Origin of the sequence: Nostoc sp. NMS7, assembly GCF_017115085.1 — a bacterium.
Lineage (GTDB): Bacteria > Cyanobacteriota > Cyanobacteriia > Cyanobacteriales > Nostocaceae > Nostoc.
Genome location: NZ_JABXKJ010000083.1, coordinates 20621 through 41891 on the forward strand (window position 1 = coordinate 20621; position 21271 = coordinate 41891).

Below are 21271 nucleotides of genomic sequence, written 5' to 3' on the forward strand. Positions count from 1 at the left end.
GTAAGGGTGCTACCCAGTCAGATTGGGAACCCTGCTCTGGTTTGCAATTTACGCGCCCGATAAACTCGTCGGCTGCTCATAATAATCAAATTTAGGCTTGTTAACTGCTAAAAATTACAGTTATTTCCTACTTTTCACAAGTATCTACAGTTAGATAAAAGGTAGCTTCTTAAACATTTTTCTATGGGAACCTTATTAACAATTGTAACATTTATGAGAATGTTTTGGCTAGATGGCGACATTAAATTTCCTGGCTGTTCCAGTTCATGCAATGTCGCCCTTTTTCTTAAGGCTGACTAGAAGTCAATTTAAGAAATTATCTGGCTCAAAGTAAGCTTCCTCATATTTGTCAAGATATCTTAATGAGAACTATAGTCATTCTCTTATAACAATTGTTTAATTTTTTCTGGGAATGGGGAATGGGGCATTGGGCATTGGGCATTGGGCATGGGGTATGGGGCATTGATTATTCTCTTTGTCCCCCTTATCCCCACTCCCTAGTACAGACGCGATTAATCACGTCTCTCCCTACTCTCTCACGATCGCACAGTAATCTTGGATGGCTTTTACGTCCAAAGTCGTAGTTTGTAAGGAACGAATGGCGGCAACGGTAGCTTTTGCGCCGGCGATCGTAGTAATGATCGGAATTTTGTAAGCTAAAGCTGTGCGACGGATTAACCTAGCATCAGTCTGGGCTTCTTCCCCTGAAGGTGTGTTGATAATAAGTTGGATTTTCTGGTTTTTGATTGCATCAAGGACGTGGGGACGACCTTCATGGAGTTTCAACACCAACTCAATATTTAATTCCTGTTCGAGAAGAACTCGCCGTGTACCAAGGGTAGCCATTACTCTAAAGCCTAAATCGATAAATTCCTTCACCACACCACCGGCAGCAGCTTTATCGCGATCGCTCATTGATACAAATACGGTTCCCGTCAGTGGTAAAATCTCCCCAGCACCCATTTCGGCTTTGGCAAAGGCACGGCCAAAGTCGCTGTCAATCCCCATCACCTCACCAGTTGATCGCATTTCTGGGCCTAATATTGTATCAGTTCCAGGGAATTTATTAAAGGGTAATACTGCTTCTTTTACAGCAATATGCGTGGGGATGACTTCCTCAGTGAAGTGTAACTCCTCTAAGGTTTTGCCTGACATAATTAAGGATGCTAGTTTCGCCAACTGTACGCCCGTTGCTTTAGATACAAATGGGACTGTGCGAGAGGCACGGGGGTTGGCTTCCAGAATGTAAACTTGGGGAGAATAGCTGCTTGCACCGACAACGGCAAATTGAATATTCATCAATCCCACGACTGACAGCGCTTGTGCTAGCTGCACTGTCCAAGTGCGAATTTGATTGAGAACTGCTGGTGATAGGGAAATGGAAGGTAAAGAACAAGCGGAATCTCCTGAGTGAATTCCGGCTTGTTCGATGTGTTCCATGATGCCACCAATTACCACCCGTCCTGTATGATCAGCGATCGCATCGACATCAACTTCAATCGCATTTTCCAAAAACTTATCAATCAAAATCGGGTGTTCTGGTTCCACTAACACCGCAAAGGTCATGTAGCGTTCCAACTCAGCATCGGAATAAACGATTTCCATTGCCCGTCCCCCTAACACATAGCTGGGACGCACCACCACCGGATATCCAATGCGTTTGGCGACAATCAGCGCATCTTCGTAAGTCCGAGCGATACCATTAGGCGGTTGAGCAATATTCAACTGTTGAAGAATCTTTTCAAACCGCTCCCGGTTTTCTGCCATGTCGATGGAATCTGGTGATGTCCCCCAAATTTTAGTCAGCAGTCCAGAGGTATCATTGCTGAGAAATTCTTGTAACGGCAGAGCCAACTTTAGCGGGGTTTGTCCGCCAAACTGGATGATCACCCCAACTGGATTTTCAGTTTCGATGATGTTAAGGACATCTTCTTTTGTTAAAGGCTCAAAGTAAAGGCGATCGCTGGTATCATAATCTGTCGAAACTGTTTCTGGGTTAGAGTTGACCATAATTGTCTCATACCCCGCTCCCTTCAAAGCATAGGCGGCGTGACAACAACAATAATCAAACTCAATTCCCTGCCCAATGCGGTTTGGTCCACCACCCAAAATCAACACTTTTGGCTTAGTTGTTGGCAAAACCTCTGTTTCTTCTTCGTAGGTAGAATAGTAGTAGGGGGTAAATGCTTCAAACTCAGCAGCGCAGGTATCTACGGTTTTATAAACTGGGATAATCCCTAGTGACTTGCGGTAGGCGCGAACTTCATCTTCGGTGGTTTTGGTGGCATAGGCAATCTGGCGATCGCTATATCCGTCCCGCTTCACTTCATAAAGTTGCTCTTTTGTCAATTGCTGTAAAGGTGTCCGCTTCAGGAATTTTTCGACATCTAGCAGTTGTTGCAATTTATCCAAAAACCATCGGTCAATACCGGTGAGTTCGTAGATTTCCTCAATAGTCATCCCTTGCTGCAAGGCATGACGCACGGCGAAAATGCGATCGGGGTTAGGTGTCCGCAGTTGGGCGCGAATTTGTTCACCACTGGGTAATTTTTCGGCTTTGTCGCAACCCCAACCAGCGCGTCCTGTTTCGAGCGATCGCAGCGCCTTTTGAAAGGATTCGTTGAATGTCCGCCCAATTGCCATTGCTTCCCCGACAGACTTCATTTGAGTTGTCAGCACTGGTTCTGAACCAGGGAACTTTTCAAAGGCGAAGCGGGGAATTTTTGTCACCACATAGTCAATTGTTGGCTCAAAAGATGCCGGAGTTTTCTTGGTGATGTCATTTTGAATTTCATCTAGGGTGTAGCCCACAGCCAATTTTGCGGCAATTTTAGCGATCGGGAAACCCGTAGCTTTGGAAGATAAAGCTGAACTGCGGGAAACACGGGGGTTCATCTCAATTACAACTACATCCCCATTAACCGGATTGACGGCAAATTGAATATTAGAACCGCCAGTTTCTACACCGATCTCGCGGATAATTTTGATTGCCATATCCCGCAGCCTTTGATATTCTTTATCAGTAAGGGTTTGCGCGGGAGCGACGGTAATCGAGTCGCCGGTGTGGATGCCCATAGGGTCAAGGTTTTCGATGGAGCAGATAATCACCACGTTATCTGCCAAGTCACGCATCACTTCGAGTTCATATTCTTTCCAGCCGAGTAAAGATTGGTCAATGAGAATTTGCGAAACGGGGCTAGCATCTATACCTACCTGTGCCATTTCTTCAAATTCTTCTTTGTTGTAGGCAATACCGCCGCCACTTCCGCCCATTGTGAAAGCGGGACGAATAATTAGGGGATAAGTACCAATTTGACGGGCAACAGCTTTGGCTTCTTCCAAAGATTCGGCTGTGTCGCTGGGACACACAGCTACCCCGATTTTTGCCATTGCTTGACCAAAAAGTTTTCGATCTTCGGCTTTTTCAATGGCTGGTAGTTTAGCGCCGATTAACTCAACGCCGTACTTTTCCAACACCCCATTTTTCGCTAAAGCAACGGCGAGGTTGAGGGCGGTTTGTCCTCCCATCGTGGGTAGGAGAGCATCAGGGCGTTCTTTCTCAATAACTTTTTCGACCAATTCCGGTGTCAACGGCTCAATGTAAGTGCGATCGGCCGTTTCCGGGTCGGTCATAATCGTTGCAGGGTTGGAGTTGACCAAAACCACTTCATAGCCTTCTTCTCGCAGCGCTTTACAGGCTTGAGTGCCAGAGTAGTCAAACTCACAGGCTTGTCCGATCACAATTGGACCAGAGCCTAACAGGAGAATCTTCCGAAGGTCGTCACGGCGGGGCATAGTAGTTGTGTTGGAGTACGAGAATACAAATCCTGATTATTTTAAGGGTCTTTATCCCCTGTCGTGCTTTTTATTATTAAGATTTTCTAAGTTTGATTATAGAGAAGGGGTAGGGAGTGGGGAATGGGAGATGAGGTAGATGAGGGAGATGAGGGAGACAAGGGGGATAAGGGAGACAAGGAGAAAATAACGAATGCCCAATACTTCTCTACGAGAGGCTGCACTTCGGCAAGGCTCAGTGACCACGCCAACGACTTCTCTACGAGACGCTGTTCGCGTTCGCTCAGTACAAGTGCCCAATGCCCAACAATTATTTTGTATTTCTAATTTTATTTAGTTGTGATGCTTAAATTTATTAAGCTTTTGCAAATCTTTATTCTTTAAGCTGATGACAGCTTGCAACAGATGGTGATTTATTTTGGCATATATCTATCTGATTATTCAGGATAAATAAATTTATTTGATAAAAATCTATCTTAACTAGCTAATTGCTAAATATTTTCAATGTTAAATATTCTGTGCATATCTTTACTTAAATTAAAAATGGCAGAGAAATAGGAATGCCATTCTCTGCCATTTTTATAATATTTTAAGAGTTAGTACTGCCAACTTTTTCTTTCAGTCTAGGTAGACAAATCTAGATTATGAGAGTTTTAGCTTTGAGCCGCTTGGACAAACGCTAAGGTTAAGCTGTCTTTGGCGAGGAAGTGAGACAAATGATAAGCACGTTCCTCAGTCTTCAACAAAATCTTTTCGTATAGATAGCGTGTGCCCCGATCGCCTAAACTCTCTGCCTGAGCAGCTTGACGGCGAATTACGCCAATAATGGCTTGTTCTGCCGCTAGGTCATTTTCTACCATTTGGCGAGAGGAATATACGCCTTCAGATTCTTGCTCAAAAACAGTTAATTCTGCTAATTTGCTGAAGGTCGCTACTGGCACACCACCTAGTCCATCCAAGCGTTCCCCAATTTCATGAACGTGGTCTTGTACTTGGTTGTAGCTTTCGTTAAAAAACTCATGCAGAGAATAAAATTCTGAGCCTTCAACTACAAAATGATGCTTTTGGTACTGCAAATACAGTGCCTGGAAACTAGCTAATAAGACGTTGAATCCTTCTGTAACTGGAGCAGTGACGCTGTGATCCAGCAACACGGGATTGTCATATACATGACCAAAATTCCGTAACAAAGTTTGCGTTTCAGACATTGTTCTCCTCGCTCTTTAGCAGTTATAGATTTTAACTGCTTATTCTTTACATATTAACATTTTAATAATGAAGAGCAAGCCGATTCGCCATCACAAGATTTTGTATTTTTGCTGACTAAAAGTCTCAAGTTTATTGTTTGCTGGATGATGGTACGCTCATCAAGTTGCATATGTTTATCATTATTATTGACATAATAATTTAAGTGTGTATATTTACAATGGAAGTAGGAAAAAACAGGGTATAATTTCTCCTTTGTCTCCCTTGTCTGGGTCATCCCGCTCTCATTTCACTATGCGATCGCGGCAAATATTTTATTTTTTCCAAAAATTAATGACAATAATTTGCACTTAAGGTATGCTGGTGTGCAGAGGCTAAACTCCTAAGACTTTCAAAAAGCAGGGAGCTAAATCTTAGTAGTTACTGCAAGTTTGTTGGACTTTGAGGGCAATTCTCTTGAAATCATCTAGTTCAGAAATAGAAATAAAGCACCTTGTAGAGGTGAATTGGGCAGATCGCTGGCAAGTCTATCATCGCCTAAAGGAATTAGACATTCCCTGTAGTTGTGCGGCTAACCAGCCATTAAAAGTTGAAATTGGCTCTCCTCTGACAGCTATTCAACTTTGGAGTGTGAATCGGCGATTTACAGCCTCCCGTCAAGACCAGATTTTGACTCTTGAGCGCTGCTGGTATAGTCGCTATCAATAGTTATAATCTGTGGCTGCTGCTGAGAATCTCTCACTTGACAGCTTGTATTAGTTAAAATAGGTCAAAAAAATGAGTGCATCCCAGACTACAGAAGGATCAGAATTTTGCCTTGAAGGCAGGTTTATAGAGTTTGTTATTAAAGATGGCTATAAGCTTAAAGGCTTACTGCTGGCTACTCATGAGGGTGAGTCTTACATTAAACTCGCTAAACATTTACGCGCTGCTTTTGATTTGCGGTTACAACCAGGTACTTGGCTACAAGTTGTTGGTTATAAAGAATACGATATAAAAAAAGACAAAGTTACACTGAAAGCTGAACGTGTGATGGCGGCGCGTTCTGAGATGGAGAGAGTTCACACGACTACTCCAGTAGAAGAACCCCCATATATTGATAATGTCAAGGTAAAACCAGCTAAAACTAAAGCCACGATTTTGGTATGTCAAAAGTCTGATTGCATGAAACGCGGTGGTAAAGCTGTTTGTCAGGCGTTGGAGGCGGCTTTAAGCGATCGCGGTTTAGAAGACCAAGTTACAATCAAGGGCACTGGTTGCATGAAAAACTGTAAAGCTGGGCCGAATTTAGTAATGCCAGATAAAACCCGCCATAGCCGAATTCAAGCTGCACAGGTTCCCGCGTTGATGAATCAGCATTTTGGTGACAAGAGTTTGTCAGCACAGGCGGAGAATTTAAGGGAAGTGGCGATATCTAATGGCAAGTTTTGCGGAAATAAGTAGTGGAATCTTGACATTTTAATGAGAAAGTTTAATAATATCTTTTCAAGTGTGTTCCATTAATATTCGGCATTAAGCTTTTGCTAGAAGTTGCAATAGCTTCAAAAAACTGGCTTGAATTCAAGCCAGTTTTTTGAGTTAATAGAGTTTCTATTCGCTCGTGACTTCAAAGCTTGATGTAGCAGTACGTTGATATCTTTAATTAACTGTTCCCTTTCGTTTGTTGATTTCATTTTTAATCATCCAAGCGTGGTTTTACTTTTCTGCCACCGTCTTGATGGTAGACCGTCGCGTTTGTCATAAAAGAGGCAAAATTCTTTAACATCTCTATGCAATTGAATTGAGCGATGCCTGCGGTTCTTGCTAGCCTATGCCTACAGCATTTCATGAGAAGGACACAGTTGTAAAAGCGATCGCTTAATATTTTTATACAATTACGTTCGCTGGTTTGGTAGAGTGTGTTAGCAGCAGCGTAACGCATGGAAAGTATCTAGAATGATGCATTAAGAATGTAATTCACTCTACAAATTTTTAATGTTTGTAAGTCATTCATCCGAGTCTAAATCTGATTCTAATTGTAGTGATCGCCTGCATGACTGCTTCTTTGTCTGCTGGGGCTAAGTTGGCACTGATGCGATTTACTGCCATTTTTATTACTCCTTTAGAGGGCCTAATTTCAGTATTCCCCAAATTATGGAGGCGATGTCTACGACGGGCTACGCCTACGCTATTGTTGAGAGGTAATTAACAGAGTTTTATCTGCTTTTTATCTAGATTTGCAATATGATCTTTCTAGAGTCAAAAACTAGATACTAAAAATGACAGCGTATGCTGTTGGATACAGATACTCTAGTTCTCAGCCTTAATAATTTCGTTTTACTTCGCTCAATAAACAAAGAATTTTATAAAGGTAATCAACTATTTCGACGATGAAGTGATGAAATTGTTTAGTATAAACTAATCAAACTGAATGTAGAAATAAATGCGTAAACAAATCATCGAATATACATCTCCACTAGATGCACTGATTGCCCTTACCAAACAGTTAAATACCTATGAAATAAAGTACCAAATGAATTCAGAAGAATTTTTTGCTAAATATAACCAAGGCGAAACTTCTGACGATGAAGTGTTTGTCGAATGGGCAGGAAACTACCAACATTATCTAGCTCTACACCAAGATATCAAGAGCAAACTCAGAGATGTCGCGTAAAGTTATCCAAGCCTATTTAGATGAAATTGAGCAAATTTTACTCAACTGCTCTAACACATACGTTGAGGAATATAGTGCAGTAATTATAACGACAGAGAGAGCTAATCTCCGCATTAAGATACGTTTCGCTCTCAAATATTTACTGGCAGTTAGTGAAGCCTTTGTGATTGTAGATAATCAGATTACATATATCGATTACCGCTATCACTTTCAAGATGAGCAAAATAGTCTGATTTTTCGTTATGACAGTACACCACACTTTCCCAACTTGCCTAGCTTCCCGCACCATAAACATCTTTTTGATAACGTAATTGCTTGTGAAAAGCCACATATAGCCGATGTGCTAGAGGAAGTGATGGAGTTTTTAGAGTAGGAAAATGGAATTTATATCGCAAAACAAAATTATCAAATGTAACCGTTAAAATTTTGCTCATTGATACCTTCCTTCTAATCACTAATTACCGCGATCGCATCAATTTCTACTAAGACATCTTTAGGTAAGCGCGATACCTGGACACAAGCCCGCGCCGGGGCTGTATCTTCGGGGAAATATTTAGCATATACGGCATTCACCGCCGCGAAATCATTCATATCAGCGAGAAATACTGTGGTCTTGACGACATCTTGAAAAGTCGCACCAGCTGCTGTGAGGATGGCTTCCAGATTAGTTAATACCTGCTCAGTTTGCTTTTTGACATCATCAGTGTAGACGACATCACCAAGGCGGGGATCGATGGCAATTTGTCCAGCGACGAATAGAAATTGACCAGAAGCTGCGATCGCTTGATTATAAGGGCCGACTGGTGCGGGTGCGTTATCAGTACGAATTACTTTACGAGTCATAGATATTACTTTATTTAACGATGTTTCCTGCTTACCGATTTCCACCTCAGAAGCGATCGGCTTGTAGGGTTCTCCATCTGGCATTATTGCACGACTGAAGTCAGCATCCTCAATGAGCCATCCATAAGTCGCCAATAATCGCGCAAAATGCGATCCCCATCAGCATACGATTAGTATTGTGTTTTTGGCGACAGCGACGGGGGAACCTGGCAAGGGGATGACTTTGAGGAATGCTTGCAGCTTGTTTATGAAACCCGTTCCCCGGCTGAATTTTAGTGATGTACCTCCTAGATACCAATCATTACGTTTACACAAACTATATGGTGGGGAATTCTAGGTATTACTCTCCCTTCTTCTCTTTGCGCCCTTTGCGTCCTTTGCGGTTCGTTCCTCCTACCCCAACCTTGGACGTATCCCATAATGCCGATATCGCCAATAATCGCGCAAAATGCGATCGTGATCAAAACATAAACTACCCGGCACACGCCAAGACTCAAAAACACCTACACCCTTAGCATCATCCCCAGCCAGAGGTTCCCCCGTCGCCGTCGCCAAAAACACAATACTAATCGTATGCTGACGCGGATCGCGATTCGGGTCAGAATACACTAATAATTGTTCAACTAACTCCACCTGCAAACCCGTTTCTTCCTCAGCTTCTCGCCGTGCCGCCACTTCCACCGCTTCCCCATAATCTACAAAACCACCAGGAATAGCCCAACCTAAAGGTAGATTCTGTCTTTCAATTAACACTATTGGCCGATGAGGCCGATCTACTAATTCAATGATGATATCAACTGTCGGTGTAGGATTTCGGTAAGTCATAGTTATTAGTCATTGGTCACTGGTCATTAGTCCTTGACTAAGGACAAACAAAATGAGTTTACTTGATTTACCTTGCAAATGCTGTTCCGTGATAAATTCAATGCGATCGCCAAGCGTGTTGATCAGACAACTGCTTCTTCCCATAATTCAGGTTAAATATGCCTTTTCCTAGATCCAGTGGCATTTTGCTGCATCCTACCTCCTTTCCCAGTCGATTTGGCGTTGGAGATTTAGGCTTAGAAGCCTATCGCTTCATCGATTTTCTCAAAGAGAGCCATCAACAATATTGGCAAGTTTTACCCTTAGGCCCCACTGGATATGGCAATTCTCCCTATATGTGCTACTCGGCAATGGCGGGAAATCCCCTGCTAATTAGCCCAGAAAAACTCCTAGATGAGGGTTTGCTAGCTGAAGAAGACTTTGCTAACTTACCAGGATTTCCGGTAGAGAAGGTAGATTTTGAGCAGGTTGTGCCGATTAAGATTGGGCTACTCAAAAAAGCCTGTGAAAATTTCACAGCTAATGCTACGCCCATCCAACAAAAAGAGTTTGAGGGTTTTTGCGACAGTAAAGCCTATTGGCTAGATAATTACGCCTTATTTATGGCGCTCAAAGATGCCAACAACAATGGAAACTGGTATACATGGGAGCCAGAAATTGTCAAGCGTGATCCGCAAGCATTAGATGAAGTACAGGATCGGCTCAAGGAACAGATTTTTTATTACAAGTTTATCCAATTTGAGTTTTTCCGCCAGTGGTCAGAACTGAAAAGCTACGCCAACATGCGCGGCATTGACATTATCGGCGATATCCCCATCTATGTAGCTCATGATAGCGCTGACGTGTGGGCGCATCCCGACATCTTTTGCTTAGACAAAGAGACAGGAGCTGCTGCCCAAATGGCAGGAGTTCCACCAGATTACTTTAGCGCCACCGGTCAATTGTGGGGAAACCCGGTTTATAACTGGGAAGAATTGCAAAAACAAGATTTTAAATGGTGGGTACAGCGCTTTGAAGCAATGCTGGATTATGTAGATATAATTCGCATTGACCACTTCCGGGGTTTCCAGGCTTATTGGTCAGTAGCCCAAGGCGAAGAAACTGCGATGAATGGCAAATGGGTGGAAGCGCCTGGAGATGCTTTTTTTGAAGTGATTAGGGAGAAGTTGGGCAAACTACCCGTTTTAGCTGAAGATTTGGGAGTAATTACACCAGAGGTAGAAGCGCTGCGAGACAAGTATGAATTTCCGGGGATGAAAATTTTGCAGTTTGCCTTTGGTTCTGATCCCGATAATCCCTTTTTACCATTCAATTACCCCAGAAATGCTGTAGTTTACACTGGCACTCACGATAATGATACAACTGTAGGCTGGTTCAATTCAGCTAACGACAACGAAAAGCAAAACCTCTTGCTTTATTTAGGTTCTATTAGTCCTGAAGGCATCCACTGGGATTTAATTCGCCTAGCTTTGAGTTCCATTGCCAACCAAGCGATTATTCCTTTGCAAGATATTTTGGGATTAGGAAACGAAGCGCGGATGAATTTTCCCAGTGTTGCTGAGGGGAACTGGGAGTGGCGCTATCAAGCGTCAGGGTTGACTGAGGAATTAGGCGATCGCTTAAAAGTTCTTACCAGACTTAATGGACGCGCCCCGCAAGCCCAGTGAGGAGATAAGGGAGACAAGGGAGACAAGGAAGACAAGGAAGAGGGAGGAGTAAATGCCTGCTTGTCCTCCTTGTCCTCCTCATCCTCAAAACTTAGGTTTAGCAGCAATCCTAATTTCTTCCTCTTTCCCCGGCTCTCCCATTTCCTTCGCTTTCTCTTGATTGACGCTCATCAATACACCACCAGCATTATCAGTTTTCACTGTCAGTTGCTGTTGGGCTTTCCAAGTCCGATGAGTTCCCTCTGGCAAAATACCCTCAAACTCGGTTTTGCCATCGGCTACTACGCGAATCCAAGATGACGCTTTCAAGGTGACACCAATCTGTACAGCCTGTCCCTGGTGGACTTTGCTAAGGCGATCGCTGATCGGTTCAACCTCAACTGCCTTTTTTCGTTGGGCTAGTTCTGGTTTAACAACGGACTTTTGTTTTTGGTACGGCTGGTTTTGGCTATTACTTGCTTGTAGTACAGCGTTATTTAATAACTGAGATAAGCCATTTACAGAGCAGAAAATTAGCAATATGTAAAGAAAGTAAAGATGAATTGGACGTAATTGACTAAGGGGTGAAATATTCCCCATCCCTTGGGAGTTTACTTGTGCAGAACTGATCGGAAAAGTGCCGGAAAATTCCACTCCATTCAAGCCGAGTGCTTCGGAAAATTGCCTGATCAAACCCTGAATATAAATTGGTTCTGGCAGTTCCTTTAAATTACCTTCTTCGATCGCCTGCAATAATCGCCGGGGAATCCTGGTCAATACAACCACTTGCTCTAGAGATAAGCCTTGTGCTTGACGCAATGCCAAAAGTTTAGCGCCTAATTCTGCCAACTTTTCAGATCGTTGTTGCTCTAATGAAAGTGATGGCTGGTGATTATTCTTCTTTCTTGGCCATTTCATGGCTGCTGACGCTCCTTAATTCCACTGAATCAATAATTAGGTTGTATTATTTGCTCTTGCAAAAAGTGAATCTCATAATCTTTGAGGGAACGATATTTACCCTCATCTAAAAAGGGTTCTTTTGAAGTTTGTAATTGAATTGAACCAATCGCAGTCCGATGCAGTTTGATTACTGGGTATCCTAACTGTTCGGCTATACGGCGAATTTGGCGATTTCTTCCCTCCTGTAACACTATTTCTAAAAAGCTTTGCTCGGCACAATGTTCTATTAGCTGTACCTTAGCAGCCCTAGTTTTTCTACCCTCCAACATCACACCCTGGCGCCACTTATGTAGTACTGCTTCTGGAGGATGTCCTTTGACCAAAACACGATATGTCTTGGAAATACTGTGACGTGGATGGGTTAGTCCAAATGTCAGTTCTCCGTCATTTGTCAGGATTAATGCTCCTGTAGAGTCTGCATCTAAACGTCCAACTGGGTGAATACCGCAACCTTCTCGTAATTCTTTGGGTAGTAGATCCAGAACTGTCGGTCTGCTCTGGGGGTCGTCGCAAGTCGAAACCACTCCCGCAGGTTTGTGTAGCAATAAATATATTAAAGCCGGACGGTGCTTTACGGATATGGGTTTACCATCAATTGCGATCGCATCTTTTTGGGGATCAACTTTTTGACCTAAATGTGCCAATTCTCCATTGATCCGTACCCGTGAGTGCCTAATCATTTCTTCGGCTTCCCGACGTGAGGCAATACCCCATTGAGCGAGAATTTTTTGTAACCGTGCCTCCATGTGGAAATTGCTTATTTACTGTTAACAATTAAATGATATTTGCATTTTGTAGCGAGTAGGCATAAATGTTACATTTAAAGCTTGTTTAATTAAATTGGTTAAATGCCAGAGCGAAATTTCCCACCCAAAAATACAAGTAAAATACGCATAATTACGCAGGTACTCACAACAGCACTAAAGCTGTGGTTAAGAGCGCAAGTGAGCCAAATATCGGAATTAAAAGTGGAGATTAAAGCCAGCGATCGCCAAATTATCTCTGGGCGCATCCCTTCGGTATCTATTTTTGCTACTCATGCAGTTTATCAAGGTCTCCTGATTACACAAATTCAATTAATAGCAGAAAATATTCGGATAAATATCGGCTCGGTACTCAAGGGACAACCTCTGCAACTGTTAGAAATAGTACCAGTGGTTGGCGATTTGATCGTAGACGAGAAGGATCTGAATGCTTCTCTCTCATCTGACTTATTATCTACTGCTTTGAGTGATCTATTCGTTAAGGTTTTACCAACAGATTGCCCCCAGTTACAACCAATTAATTGGCAAGAAATTATCCTTGAGAATAATCAAATTATACTCCGAGGCATGAGAGGAACCAATAGTGAAACCACACCTCTAGAGATTTGTCTGGGCTTACGGTTAGTCAGTGGGCATGAGTTGCAAGTAACACATATCCCAATCAAGCCCGACCAGGGAGATATATTAGAGGACAATCATGAGTACAATCTGGATCTTGGCTCAGATGTCGATATCCAAGAACTAACGCTGATCCCAGGCAAGCTGGTGTGTCGTGGACGGATTAACGTTAATCCTTGATGATTACGGATTAAAAAATACTAATAACCTATTTTAAATGATCTAGCGCCTCTCGAAACAAGAGTGGGGAGTGAGGAGTAGGGAAGATCAGGGGGATAAGGGGGACAAGGGAGACAAGGGAGAATAATCTTTATGCCCAATGCCCAATACTTCTCTTCTTAGGCTACGCCAACGACTTCTCTACCAGACGCTGTTCGCGTTCGCTCAGTACAAGTGCCCAATGCCCAACTCACTTATTTGCTAAGTAGCGGCAACAATAGTGTCACAAAATAGTAAACCAAGGGAGCGGTGAAAATATAACTATCGGTACGGTCTAAAATACCACCGTGACCGGGGATTAATTGTCCAGAATCTTTGACTCCAGCATCCCGCTTGAGCATAGATTCGGTAAGATCCCCTAAAATACTAGCAATGCCAATCAACAAACCCAATGCTAAACCAGTGAAGGGGGATTTAGGCAAATGTAGATAATAGGCTCCGGCTACGGCTACGGCAACACTGGAGATGATGCCAAAGACAGCACCTTCTACAGTTTTTTTCGGGCTAATCTCAGACAGACGGGTTTTACCAAAGAATTTGCCAATGGTGTAAGCACCGATATCGGCTGCCCAAATACACAAAAAAGTCAGCAGTGTTGCTGTAAAACCTTGTGGTAGAGAAGCGGAATTTGCTTTTTCCCAGAAATCTGTCCAGGTTGTCGGCCAGTAACCTCCGAAAGGGAGATTGCTAAAAGCTGCACTATCAATTGCTCGTAAGCGCACCCAGTAACTCGGTAAATAACCGACGTAAAATAGCCCCATAATAGAAGCGGAAACATCAGCGATCGTGGCAAATTTTGGTTGAAACAGCAGGTAAAAACAAATCAGTGTGCCAGCTATTGGCATCACAGCATCAGCTAAACTGCCATTTAGGGTACAAATCACCAGCAACACTTGGCTGACAGCCATTGTGGTTTTAGCGGCGGGAGTGATGCCTCTGGCTCGCACCAAATTAAAATATTCCTGTTGACCCAAAAAGACGATAACCGCAAACATGATGGTAAAGTACCAACCCCCCAAAAGGGTAACAGAAAGAGCAAGAGCGATCGCAACAATTCCACTAATAATCCGAGACCAAGGCATAAAAGTATTTTGGATTTTGGATTTTGGATTTTGGATTAGAGATTAGGTATTCGAGATTAGGAATTGGTAATTGTGGCTTGGTTTCTTATGGCCTAAACCCCCAATCTAAAATCTAAAATCTAAAATCTAAAATCTTTTTGATTTAGTCCAGTTTCTCACCACTAAGGATAAAAATGGGATCAACGGCGGTAAAGGTTTGAGAAAAGCCGCGCGTCTCTAGGCGGTTAACCGCAGACTGGACGACTTCGATATTTCTAGCCCTTAACAGGGAAAAGCTCTGGGAAATAGCATACAGACTTTCTAGATTAGCAGCTGTGGCTACAACCCGACCGGATGGTGGCAAATACTGCCAAGCTGCTTGGAGAATTTCTTGAATAGGGCGTCCTCCCTCAATACAAACGCGGTGAGGAGTAACTTTGAGGTCATGTAAACACTCTGGGGCACTACCTTCAATAACTTCGACATTCTTGACTTCAAAGCGATCGCAGTTTCGCTTAATTAGATTAGCTACTTCTTCATCCCTTTCTATAGCAATAATCTGTCCACCTGGACACAATAGCCCCACCTCTACCGGAATTGTACCTGTCCCTGCGCCAATGTCCCACAAGACTGAATTAGGTTCTAGTCGCAGTTGAGAAATCAACAATAGCCTGACTTCTCGCTGGCTCAGGGGAATTCCTGGCAAATGTTCAAACAATTCATCGGGAATACCAGGGGAAATATAAGGCCAAAGTTGGGAGGGCATAGAACTACGCAATTATACTAAAGATATCGGTTTGCCAAATTGAAAAGCCATAAGTTATAAAAACTTTTCAACCCTAGCATTATCAGAAACCATGATGATTGACGAAATATTAGGCGATGTCCAGGGAGAAGACGCTACACGTCTACGCTACAAAGTTCAGCAGCTATTAGGAAAAAAAGCGGGGCGGCGGACGCTGTTAGCTCGTGATTTGAACACTCAGGAATTAGTTGTCATCAAGTTACTCTCTTTTGGTGGTGACTTTGAGTGGGATTCACTCAAGCTGTTTGAGCGGGAAGCTGAAACTTTAAAAAACCTAGCACATCCCTTAATTCCTCGCTATTTAAACTATTTTGAGGTAAATTTACCAACCATCAAAGGATTTGCCCTGGTACAAACTTATATTCCTGCACAAACTTTAGAGCAATACTTACAAACTGGGCGGACTTTTACAGAAGCAGAAGTCAAACAGATAGCCAAAGCAGTTTTAGAGATTCTCGTTTACTTACATGGGCTGTATCCGCCTGTAATTCACCGTGATATTAAGCCTAGCAATATTTTATTAGGCGATCGCTCTGGTAATAGTGTCGGTCAACTCTATTTGGTAGATTTTGGCTCAGTGCAGACTGTCCTCGCCACAGAAACCGGCACAAGGACTGTGGTCGGAACTTATGGATATATGCCACCCGAACAATTTGGCGGACGCACTGTTGCAGCATCTGACCTTTATAGTTTAGGTGCAACTTTAATTTATTTAGTGACGGGTACTTACCCCGCCGATTTACCCCAAAAGGATTTTCGGATTCAGTTTGAACAAGCGGCTAATCTCAGTCCCAGCTTTAGCAATTGGTTGAGATCGATGATTGAACCCAGTTTAGAACGGCGTTTGAGTTCTGCTACCAAAGCGATATCTACGATGGGCTCCGCCTACGCAGCTTTAGAGAAACCACAACTAACAAACTCACCTGCTTTGGTTGTTGGCAAACCAGATGGGAGTAAAATTCAACTAACCAAAAATGCGGATTCTCTAGAAATTATCATTCCACCGACTGGTTTTGATGCATCAATATTATTCACAGGTTTATTTGCGATCGTTTGGAATTCATTTATCCTCTTTTGGACAATTGGCGCACTCTCCGCACCTTTTCCTGTCAACATCCCCTTTGCCATGTTCTCACTTCCTTTTTGGGGTGCTGGCTTTGTCATGGTGTATAAAATTCTCTTTCATTTATTTGGACGCATCTGCTTACGCCTGAATCCTAAACAAATTAGCCTAACCTGGGAGTTGTTTGCTTGGAAATTTTATCGTCCCCGGACATCGCCAAGACAAAGTATTACTAAGTTGGTTTACATTCCCAAACATTTTACTAAAGACTCTGAAGGCACTAGAATTGCCGTTCCAGCACAATTGGATATTTGGGTAGGAGTAAAAAAATATCAACTTGGTGGTATTAGTGGTGCGATTAAATCTGAAGCCGAACTGGAATGGGTAGCTGATGAATTAAGCGATTGGTTAGGTTTACCAATTCAGCGAGAATAAACAAAATCAATAATATTAAAGAGGTCTACAAATGGCAACTACAAGCAAAAGCGATCGCTAATGCAATTAATTCAAAAACATCTAAACATCGCACCCAATAGCACTCTAGAAAAAGTTTTAGAACTTTTAGAGGATGAAGAAGATATTAGAGATGCTCGTGCTGAAATAGTAGATGCAAAAATTAACGGTACTATATCTTGGGATGAATACAAGAAAGAAACCGCGTGACTTACCAAATTGAATTTACTAAGGGTGCTAATAAACAACTCAAGAAACTACCAAGCGATATCAAAGAACGTATCGACTCAAAAAGAATTAGCAATAGAACCACGTCCAGTTGGTGTTAAAAAATTGGCAGGCGAAGAATCTTTATATCGGATTAGAGTAGGTGGTTATAGAGTAATTTATCAAAAATTTGATAATATTCTCTTAGTAAGTGTAATTAAAGTGAAACATCGTAGAGAAGTTTATAGAAATGAGTCCTGATAGACAATAGCTGGAAAACTTATGCTTCTATGGATGATACTGTCTTCATTGTCCGTACACTTGTACTAAAAAAGTTTAGATGAGACTTAATTGTAAACCTTACTACGAAACAAAATTTGGTGCTGCTTATTTGGGAAACAGCCTAGAATTAATGACAGGTATTCCCGACGAAAGTATTGACCTAATTTGTACCTCTCCACCATTTGCACTGGTTCGTAAAAAAGAATACGGAAATGTTAATGCCGATGAATATGTTGAATGGTTTAAAGATTATGCGGCACATTTTTACCGGATTCTTAAACCAACAGGCTCACTGGTTATTGATATTGGTGGCAGCTGGATTAAGGGGATGCCAGTTCGTTCTCTTTATCATTTTGAACTAGTTATTGCTTTATGCAAAGCAAAAGAAAAAGGTGGACTTGGATTTTATCTGGCACAAGAATTGTATTGGTATAATCCAGCAAAACTACCCACTCCTGCGGAATGGGTAACAGTTCGCAGGGAAAGAGTTAAAGATTCGGTAAACACGATTTGGTGGCTATCAAAAGAACCGCATCCTAAAGCTAATAATAGAAGGGTTTTAAAGCCTTATAGTGATGCGATGAAAAACCTTCTGAAGAATGGCTATAAACCCAAATTTAGACCATCAGGACATGATATTTCCAATAAATTTAGTCAGGACAGGGGAGGAGCCATTCCCCCGAATATTATTGATGGACGTTGTAGTACAGACAAAGAAGAAATAGGGCAACAGACTATTATAGAAGAAACTTTATTTGAAGATTTAGTCCAGCCTGTAAATGTAATTTCTGCCTCGAATACTGCTTCCAACGATTATTACCAAAGGCGTTGCAAACAAGAAGGTTTTAAGCCACACCCAGCAAGATTTCCTCAAGCTTTACCAGAGTTTGTTATCAACCTTTGTACAGAACCAGGCGATATTGTTTTAGAACCTTTTGCTGGTTCTAATATGACAGGTCGAGTTGCAGAAACTTTACAAAGGCGCTGGTTAGCTTTTGAGATTGATGAAGACTACATCAGAAGCTCAAAACTGAGATTTGAAGAAAATGCTCCTTTGGTTGTTGAACTTCCAGCAGATTTACCACCAATAGCAACAGAAAATGCTGATAATAAGCAGTCAGTACAGTTAGGACTATTTTGAAAAAGGCTTTCTCAAATTAATTAGATATTTTAAGGAAATTGTCCAATCTGACTTTTCCCGTTAAGTCTTCAAAAGCTTGTTCACAAAGGATTTAGGAAACAGCACAGTATATACTCAAAGCAAGTAAGTCTTTTAGAAGCGTTTCTTGAAAAAGAAATCGGGCAACGTTTTTCCCTGATTTTTGAAGTTAGTCAGGTAAAAGAGGTCAGGCGAGAAAAACCAGATTCTCCTAACAAAAGTCTAATAGACAAAGAGGAATGAATAATGAACCTAGAGAATTATCCCTCTTAATCACTTTCCGAGTATTCTGAATAATGTCTTCTCTTGTCATGGTTGGTTGCGCCCCCGAAGTATCAAATAACCAGGCTAATGAAAGCCCTATAGCTATGAATGCAGCCTAGAGTAATAAAAGAGGGTTAAATCAACATTAGTCAACCTTTTGAAAGCGATAGTTCTATTAGATGGGAATTTGGATACAAAATTCTGTTTCTTGGCTTGTTTTTGAGTTACATATTAACTTCCCTTGGTGCATTTCTGCTACAATCTGATAACTAATAAATAAGCCTAGTCCACTTCCTTTCCCAACAGGCTTTGTTGTAAAGAACGGATCAAATATTTTGGAAATTATCAATTCGTGAATACCCAGCCCATTATTTTTAATACGAATATTAAGCCAATTTTTATGAATAATTTCAGTAATAATCCAAATAGTAGGAACGAACGGTTGAGATTCAGGATTTTGACTAATTGATGGATTAGCAATTGCCTCATTTAAAGCATAGATAGCGTTATTTATAATATTCATAAATACTTGATTTATTTGCGCGGGATAACACTTTACCTGGGGAATTACTCCATAATTTTTAATTACTTGAATTACCTGAGTTTTCGACTCATTTTGGAAGCGGTGACGCAGAAATGTGATTGTGTGATTGATACCTGTGTGAATATCAACATTTTTGATTTCTGCTTCATCCAAGCGAGAAAAATTTCGCAGTGACAGCACAATTTCTCTAATGCGATCGCTGCCAACTTGCATCGACTCCAGCAGCTTACCTAAATCTTTTTGAATAAAGTCCAAATCCCAGGTTACTATTGCTTTTTGAATGTCTAGCGAGGGAACTGGATAGGTTTGCTGGTAGAGTTGCAATATTTTTAATAAGACTTTTGTATATTCAGATGCATGGGTGAGATTAGCGTAAATAAAGTTAACTGGATTATTAATTTCGTGAGCAATCCCTGCAACTAATTGCCCCAAACTTGACATTTTTTCAGTTTGTACCAGTTGAGCCTGAGTATATTTGAGTTTCTCAAGGATAACTTTTAGGTCGTGATTAGCTTGAATTAGCTCAATATTTCGTTGTTCTACCCTAGTTTCCAGTTCCTCATTCGTTTGCTTCAGTAATGCTTCTGCGTGTTTGCGTAAGCGAAGCTCGTCGTAGACATCGCTAATATTGATCAGTGAGCCAGAGAATTCTGTTTCACTTTGAGGTTGAGCAGACAGTTCCAACCAAACAATTACACCAGTTTGATGGTAAAAGCGGAGTACTTGACAAACCTCTACTCCGGTTTGTAACTTTTCTAGAGTTTTTTCCCACAAGTGCCGATCATCCAAGTCAATGAAATTGCCTAAAGCACTACCGATGGCATCTGTTATCCCATAACCAAGGGTATTTGTCCAGGCTCGGTTGAGGAAATTGAGATTACCCAAGCGATCGCACTTAAAGACAATTTCGCGCAGACTATCCACCAATTCCCGGTAACGCCGTTCGGATTCAGACAATTTCTCAATCAAACTGTACTGAATCTGTGTATGCAATTCATTGCTAAAATCTGACATTATACTGTACTCGTCAAACGCTGAAGTAGCTCGGTATGGTTAATTGTATCGGCGTATAAGGGGAAGACGTGAGTGTGGTAGAATTCTTGCTCAAACACCGTGCGAGCAGAAGTGCAATCAGACAAAAGAACAACCTGATAGCCTTTCTCATGGGCAGAACGACCTGTAGAATCAATACAGACCGAAGTGACTGCACCAGCTAAAACTACATGAGTAATCTGTTTTTCATGGAGAATCATGTCTAGGTTAGTATTCATGAAAGCATTAAATCCCCGTTTTCCGGGAACTTCGAGAATTCTGCTGCGGAAGGGTAGCAACTCATCAATCATCTGCGATCCCTTCGTACCAGCTTGAAAAGCCCCAACTTCCTTGATAGTTTTAAGAATGCCAACAGGTTCAACCAATTCCTGGTAGTTTGGCGTAAAAAAAATCGGTGTGGTAATCATCAACACTGGAGTTTGTAGCAAACACCCTACAAGCTCAACCGTGTTTTCTAATACTTTGGTGGCCCTTGAGGATTCCTCAATGACACTATGTAGAATACCATCAGCTGCAAAGTAGTCATTTTGATAACCAATCAAGATCACAGCAGTACTTTGGGGTTGCATTGTATTTCTAACTATTTAGTATGTACAGACACTTTATTATTCCCGTTCTAAGTGTGTTTCTAACGAAAACTAACAGGGAAAACATATAGAGGTGTGAGTCTGGAAGCTATTGGCGGAATATTGCTTAACATTTTGTGATTAAAAAGCTGTTGGTGAAGTTTCCGCAGTGGGGTATTGCTTGTGTTGATGGAGTGTTGGTGGATTGGCAAGAGTAATTGTTTCTAAGCTAATCGGCATTTAAATTGCAACATAGTCACTATTACCCTTGTTTTTTATTTTTCG

Annotated in this window: 20 protein-coding genes and 1 pseudogene; 11 read left to right on the forward strand and 10 right to left on the reverse strand. The window is 41.8% G+C overall.

The annotated features are described in order from the left end of the window. Positions 1-528: 528 nt before the first annotated feature. The gene (gene carB / locus HWQ38_RS08500; RefSeq protein WP_292792236.1) at positions 529-3795 is read right to left on the reverse strand and encodes a carbamoyl-phosphate synthase large subunit; all 3267 of its coding nucleotides are present in this window, start codon (positions 3793-3795) and stop codon (positions 529-531) included. 193 nt (positions 3796-3988) lie between these two features. Here carB and HWQ38_RS08505 point away from each other — a divergent pair, with 193 nt between their 5' ends. Further along, positions 3989-4132 carry a hypothetical protein gene (locus HWQ38_RS08505; RefSeq protein ID WP_292792237.1) on the forward strand — a complete coding sequence of 48 codons (144 nt, stop codon included), beginning with the start codon at positions 3989-3991 and terminating at the stop codon, positions 4130-4132. 316 nt (positions 4133-4448) lie between these two features. Here HWQ38_RS08505 and HWQ38_RS08510 read toward each other — a convergent pair whose 3' ends face one another. Beyond that, positions 4449-5003, reverse strand: coding sequence for a Dps family protein (locus HWQ38_RS08510; RefSeq protein WP_292792239.1), 555 nt, complete (start codon positions 5001-5003; stop codon positions 4449-4451). A 454-nt stretch (positions 5004-5457) separates the two neighbouring features. On the opposite strand from HWQ38_RS08510, the gene HWQ38_RS08515 reads away from it, so the two are divergent. The 4 genes from HWQ38_RS08515 to tumE all read left to right on the forward strand — a co-directional run bounded on the left by HWQ38_RS08515 (position 5458) and on the right by tumE (position 8027). Beyond that, positions 5458-5709, forward strand: a complete 252-nt coding sequence (locus HWQ38_RS08515; protein WP_292792241.1) for an Asr1405/Asl0597 family protein — start codon at positions 5458-5460, stop codon at positions 5707-5709. A 69-nt stretch (positions 5710-5778) separates the two neighbouring features. Continuing rightward, positions 5779-6444: a (2Fe-2S) ferredoxin domain-containing protein gene (locus HWQ38_RS08520; protein ID WP_292792243.1), complete on the forward strand. Its 666-nt coding sequence runs from the start codon at positions 5779-5781 to the stop codon at positions 6442-6444. A gap of 979 nt (positions 6445-7423) precedes the next feature. Next, positions 7424-7654 carry an antitoxin TumA gene (gene tumA, locus HWQ38_RS08525; RefSeq protein ID WP_292792245.1) on the forward strand — a complete coding sequence of 77 codons (231 nt, stop codon included), beginning with the start codon at positions 7424-7426 and terminating at the stop codon, positions 7652-7654. Next, positions 7644-8027: a toxin TumE gene (gene tumE, locus HWQ38_RS08530; protein WP_292792247.1), complete on the forward strand. Its 384-nt coding sequence runs from the start codon at positions 7644-7646 to the stop codon at positions 8025-8027. Before tumA ends, tumE begins: the two co-directional genes overlap by 11 nt. Before the next feature lie 74 nt (positions 8028-8101). Here the strand turns inward: tumE and HWQ38_RS08535 are convergent. Together HWQ38_RS08535 and HWQ38_RS08540 are read right to left on the reverse strand one after the other, a co-directional pair. Next, a pseudogene (locus HWQ38_RS08535) lies at positions 8102-8608 on the reverse strand (RidA family protein); the annotation flags it as partial. Between the two features lie 282 nt (positions 8609-8890). Next, positions 8891-9322 (reverse strand): NUDIX hydrolase, encoded by a 432-nt coding sequence (locus HWQ38_RS08540; protein ID WP_292792249.1) that lies wholly within the window; start codon positions 9320-9322, stop codon positions 8891-8893. Between the two features lie 158 nt (positions 9323-9480). Between HWQ38_RS08540 and malQ the strand changes: the two genes are divergently transcribed. Beyond that, positions 9481-10989 carry a 4-alpha-glucanotransferase gene (gene malQ, locus HWQ38_RS08545; RefSeq protein ID WP_292792251.1) on the forward strand — a complete coding sequence of 503 codons (1509 nt, stop codon included), beginning with the start codon at positions 9481-9483 and terminating at the stop codon, positions 10987-10989. An 84-nt stretch (positions 10990-11073) separates the two neighbouring features. On the opposite strand, the gene HWQ38_RS08550 is transcribed toward malQ, so the two are convergent. Together HWQ38_RS08550 and HWQ38_RS08555 are read right to left on the reverse strand one after the other, a co-directional pair. Further along, a complete protein-coding gene (locus tag HWQ38_RS08550; RefSeq protein WP_292792253.1) occupies positions 11074-11886 on the reverse strand; it encodes a RodZ domain-containing protein in 813 nt (270 codons plus the stop codon). A gap of 29 nt (positions 11887-11915) precedes the next feature. Further along, positions 11916-12674 (reverse strand): pseudouridine synthase, encoded by a 759-nt coding sequence (locus HWQ38_RS08555; protein ID WP_292792255.1) that lies wholly within the window; start codon positions 12672-12674, stop codon positions 11916-11918. 102 nt (positions 12675-12776) lie between these two features. Here HWQ38_RS08555 and HWQ38_RS08560 point away from each other — a divergent pair, with 102 nt between their 5' ends. Continuing rightward, positions 12777-13490, forward strand: a complete 714-nt coding sequence (locus HWQ38_RS08560; RefSeq protein WP_292792257.1) for a DUF2993 domain-containing protein — start codon at positions 12777-12779, stop codon at positions 13488-13490. 233 nt (positions 13491-13723) lie between these two features. On the opposite strand, the gene HWQ38_RS08565 is transcribed toward HWQ38_RS08560, so the two are convergent. Together HWQ38_RS08565 and cbiT are read right to left on the reverse strand one after the other, a co-directional pair. Further along, the gene (locus HWQ38_RS08565; RefSeq protein ID WP_292792259.1) at positions 13724-14611 is read right to left on the reverse strand and encodes a phosphatidate cytidylyltransferase; all 888 of its coding nucleotides are present in this window, start codon (positions 14609-14611) and stop codon (positions 13724-13726) included. A gap of 142 nt (positions 14612-14753) precedes the next feature. Further along, positions 14754-15356 (reverse strand): precorrin-6Y C5,15-methyltransferase subunit CbiT, encoded by a 603-nt coding sequence (gene cbiT / locus HWQ38_RS08570; RefSeq protein ID WP_292792260.1) that lies wholly within the window; start codon positions 15354-15356, stop codon positions 14754-14756. A 94-nt stretch (positions 15357-15450) separates the two neighbouring features. Here cbiT and HWQ38_RS08575 point away from each other — a divergent pair, with 94 nt between their 5' ends. The 4 genes from HWQ38_RS08575 to HWQ38_RS08590 all read left to right on the forward strand — a co-directional run bounded on the left by HWQ38_RS08575 (position 15451) and on the right by HWQ38_RS08590 (position 18541). Next, entirely contained in the window at positions 15451-16893 is a 1443-nt protein-coding gene (locus HWQ38_RS08575; RefSeq protein ID WP_292792270.1) for a serine/threonine-protein kinase, read from the forward strand. 60 nt (positions 16894-16953) lie between these two features. Then, positions 16954-17121 carry a hypothetical protein gene (locus HWQ38_RS08580; protein ID WP_292792262.1) on the forward strand — a complete coding sequence of 56 codons (168 nt, stop codon included), beginning with the start codon at positions 16954-16956 and terminating at the stop codon, positions 17119-17121. A 24-nt stretch (positions 17122-17145) separates the two neighbouring features. Continuing rightward, entirely contained in the window at positions 17146-17379 is a 234-nt protein-coding gene (locus tag HWQ38_RS08585; RefSeq protein ID WP_366933258.1) for a type II toxin-antitoxin system RelE/ParE family toxin, read from the forward strand. Between the two features lie 79 nt (positions 17380-17458). Next, complete coding sequence (locus HWQ38_RS08590) at positions 17459-18541, forward strand: site-specific DNA-methyltransferase (protein ID WP_292792264.1); 1083 nt, start codon at positions 17459-17461, stop codon at positions 18539-18541. Between the two features lie 457 nt (positions 18542-18998). Here HWQ38_RS08590 and HWQ38_RS08600 read toward each other — a convergent pair whose 3' ends face one another. Next, a complete protein-coding gene (locus tag HWQ38_RS08600) occupies positions 18999-20381 on the reverse strand; it encodes an ATP-binding protein (RefSeq protein ID WP_292792266.1) in 1383 nt (460 codons plus the stop codon). Further along, entirely contained in the window at positions 20381-20989 is a 609-nt protein-coding gene (locus HWQ38_RS08605) for a cysteine hydrolase family protein (protein ID WP_292792268.1), read from the reverse strand. Before HWQ38_RS08605 ends, HWQ38_RS08600 begins: the two co-directional genes overlap by 1 nt. Positions 20990-21271 lie beyond the last annotated feature (282 nt).

Bases quoted from the DNA above. Each gene is read 5' to 3' on its own strand.
- carB (WP_292792236.1), bottom strand. From the start codon at position 3,795: ATGCCCCGCCGTGACGACCTTCGGAAGATTCTCCTGTTAGGCTCTGGT.
- HWQ38_RS08505 (WP_292792237.1), top strand. From the start codon at position 3,989: ATGCCCAATACTTCTCTACGAGAGGCTGCACTTCGGCAAGGCTCAGTG.
- HWQ38_RS08510 (WP_292792239.1), bottom strand. From the start codon at position 5,003: ATGTCTGAAACGCAAACTTTGTTACGGAATTTTGGTCATGTATATGAC.
- HWQ38_RS08520 (WP_292792243.1), top strand. From the start codon at position 5,779: ATGAGTGCATCCCAGACTACAGAAGGATCAGAATTTTGCCTTGAAGGC.
- tumA (WP_292792245.1), top strand. From the start codon at position 7,424: ATGCGTAAACAAATCATCGAATATACATCTCCACTAGATGCACTGATT.
- tumE (WP_292792247.1), top strand. From the start codon at position 7,644: ATGTCGCGTAAAGTTATCCAAGCCTATTTAGATGAAATTGAGCAAATT.
- HWQ38_RS08540 (WP_292792249.1), bottom strand. From the start codon at position 9,322: ATGACTTACCGAAATCCTACACCGACAGTTGATATCATCATTGAATTA.
- malQ (WP_292792251.1), top strand. From the start codon at position 9,481: ATGCCTTTTCCTAGATCCAGTGGCATTTTGCTGCATCCTACCTCCTTT.
- HWQ38_RS08550 (WP_292792253.1), bottom strand. From the start codon at position 11,886: ATGAAATGGCCAAGAAAGAAGAATAATCACCAGCCATCACTTTCATTA.
- HWQ38_RS08555 (WP_292792255.1), bottom strand. From the start codon at position 12,674: ATGGAGGCACGGTTACAAAAAATTCTCGCTCAATGGGGTATTGCCTCA.
- HWQ38_RS08560 (WP_292792257.1), top strand. From the start codon at position 12,777: ATGCCAGAGCGAAATTTCCCACCCAAAAATACAAGTAAAATACGCATA.
- HWQ38_RS08565 (WP_292792259.1), bottom strand. From the start codon at position 14,611: ATGCCTTGGTCTCGGATTATTAGTGGAATTGTTGCGATCGCTCTTGCT.
- cbiT (WP_292792260.1), bottom strand. From the start codon at position 15,356: ATGCCCTCCCAACTTTGGCCTTATATTTCCCCTGGTATTCCCGATGAA.
- HWQ38_RS08575 (WP_292792270.1), top strand. From the start codon at position 15,451: ATGATTGACGAAATATTAGGCGATGTCCAGGGAGAAGACGCTACACGT.
- HWQ38_RS08580 (WP_292792262.1), top strand. From the start codon at position 16,954: ATGCAATTAATTCAAAAACATCTAAACATCGCACCCAATAGCACTCTA.
- HWQ38_RS08590 (WP_292792264.1), top strand. From the start codon at position 17,459: ATGAGACTTAATTGTAAACCTTACTACGAAACAAAATTTGGTGCTGCT.
- HWQ38_RS08600 (WP_292792266.1), bottom strand. From the start codon at position 20,381: ATGTCAGATTTTAGCAATGAATTGCATACACAGATTCAGTACAGTTTG.
- HWQ38_RS08605 (WP_292792268.1), bottom strand. From the start codon at position 20,989: ATGCAACCCCAAAGTACTGCTGTGATCTTGATTGGTTATCAAAATGAC.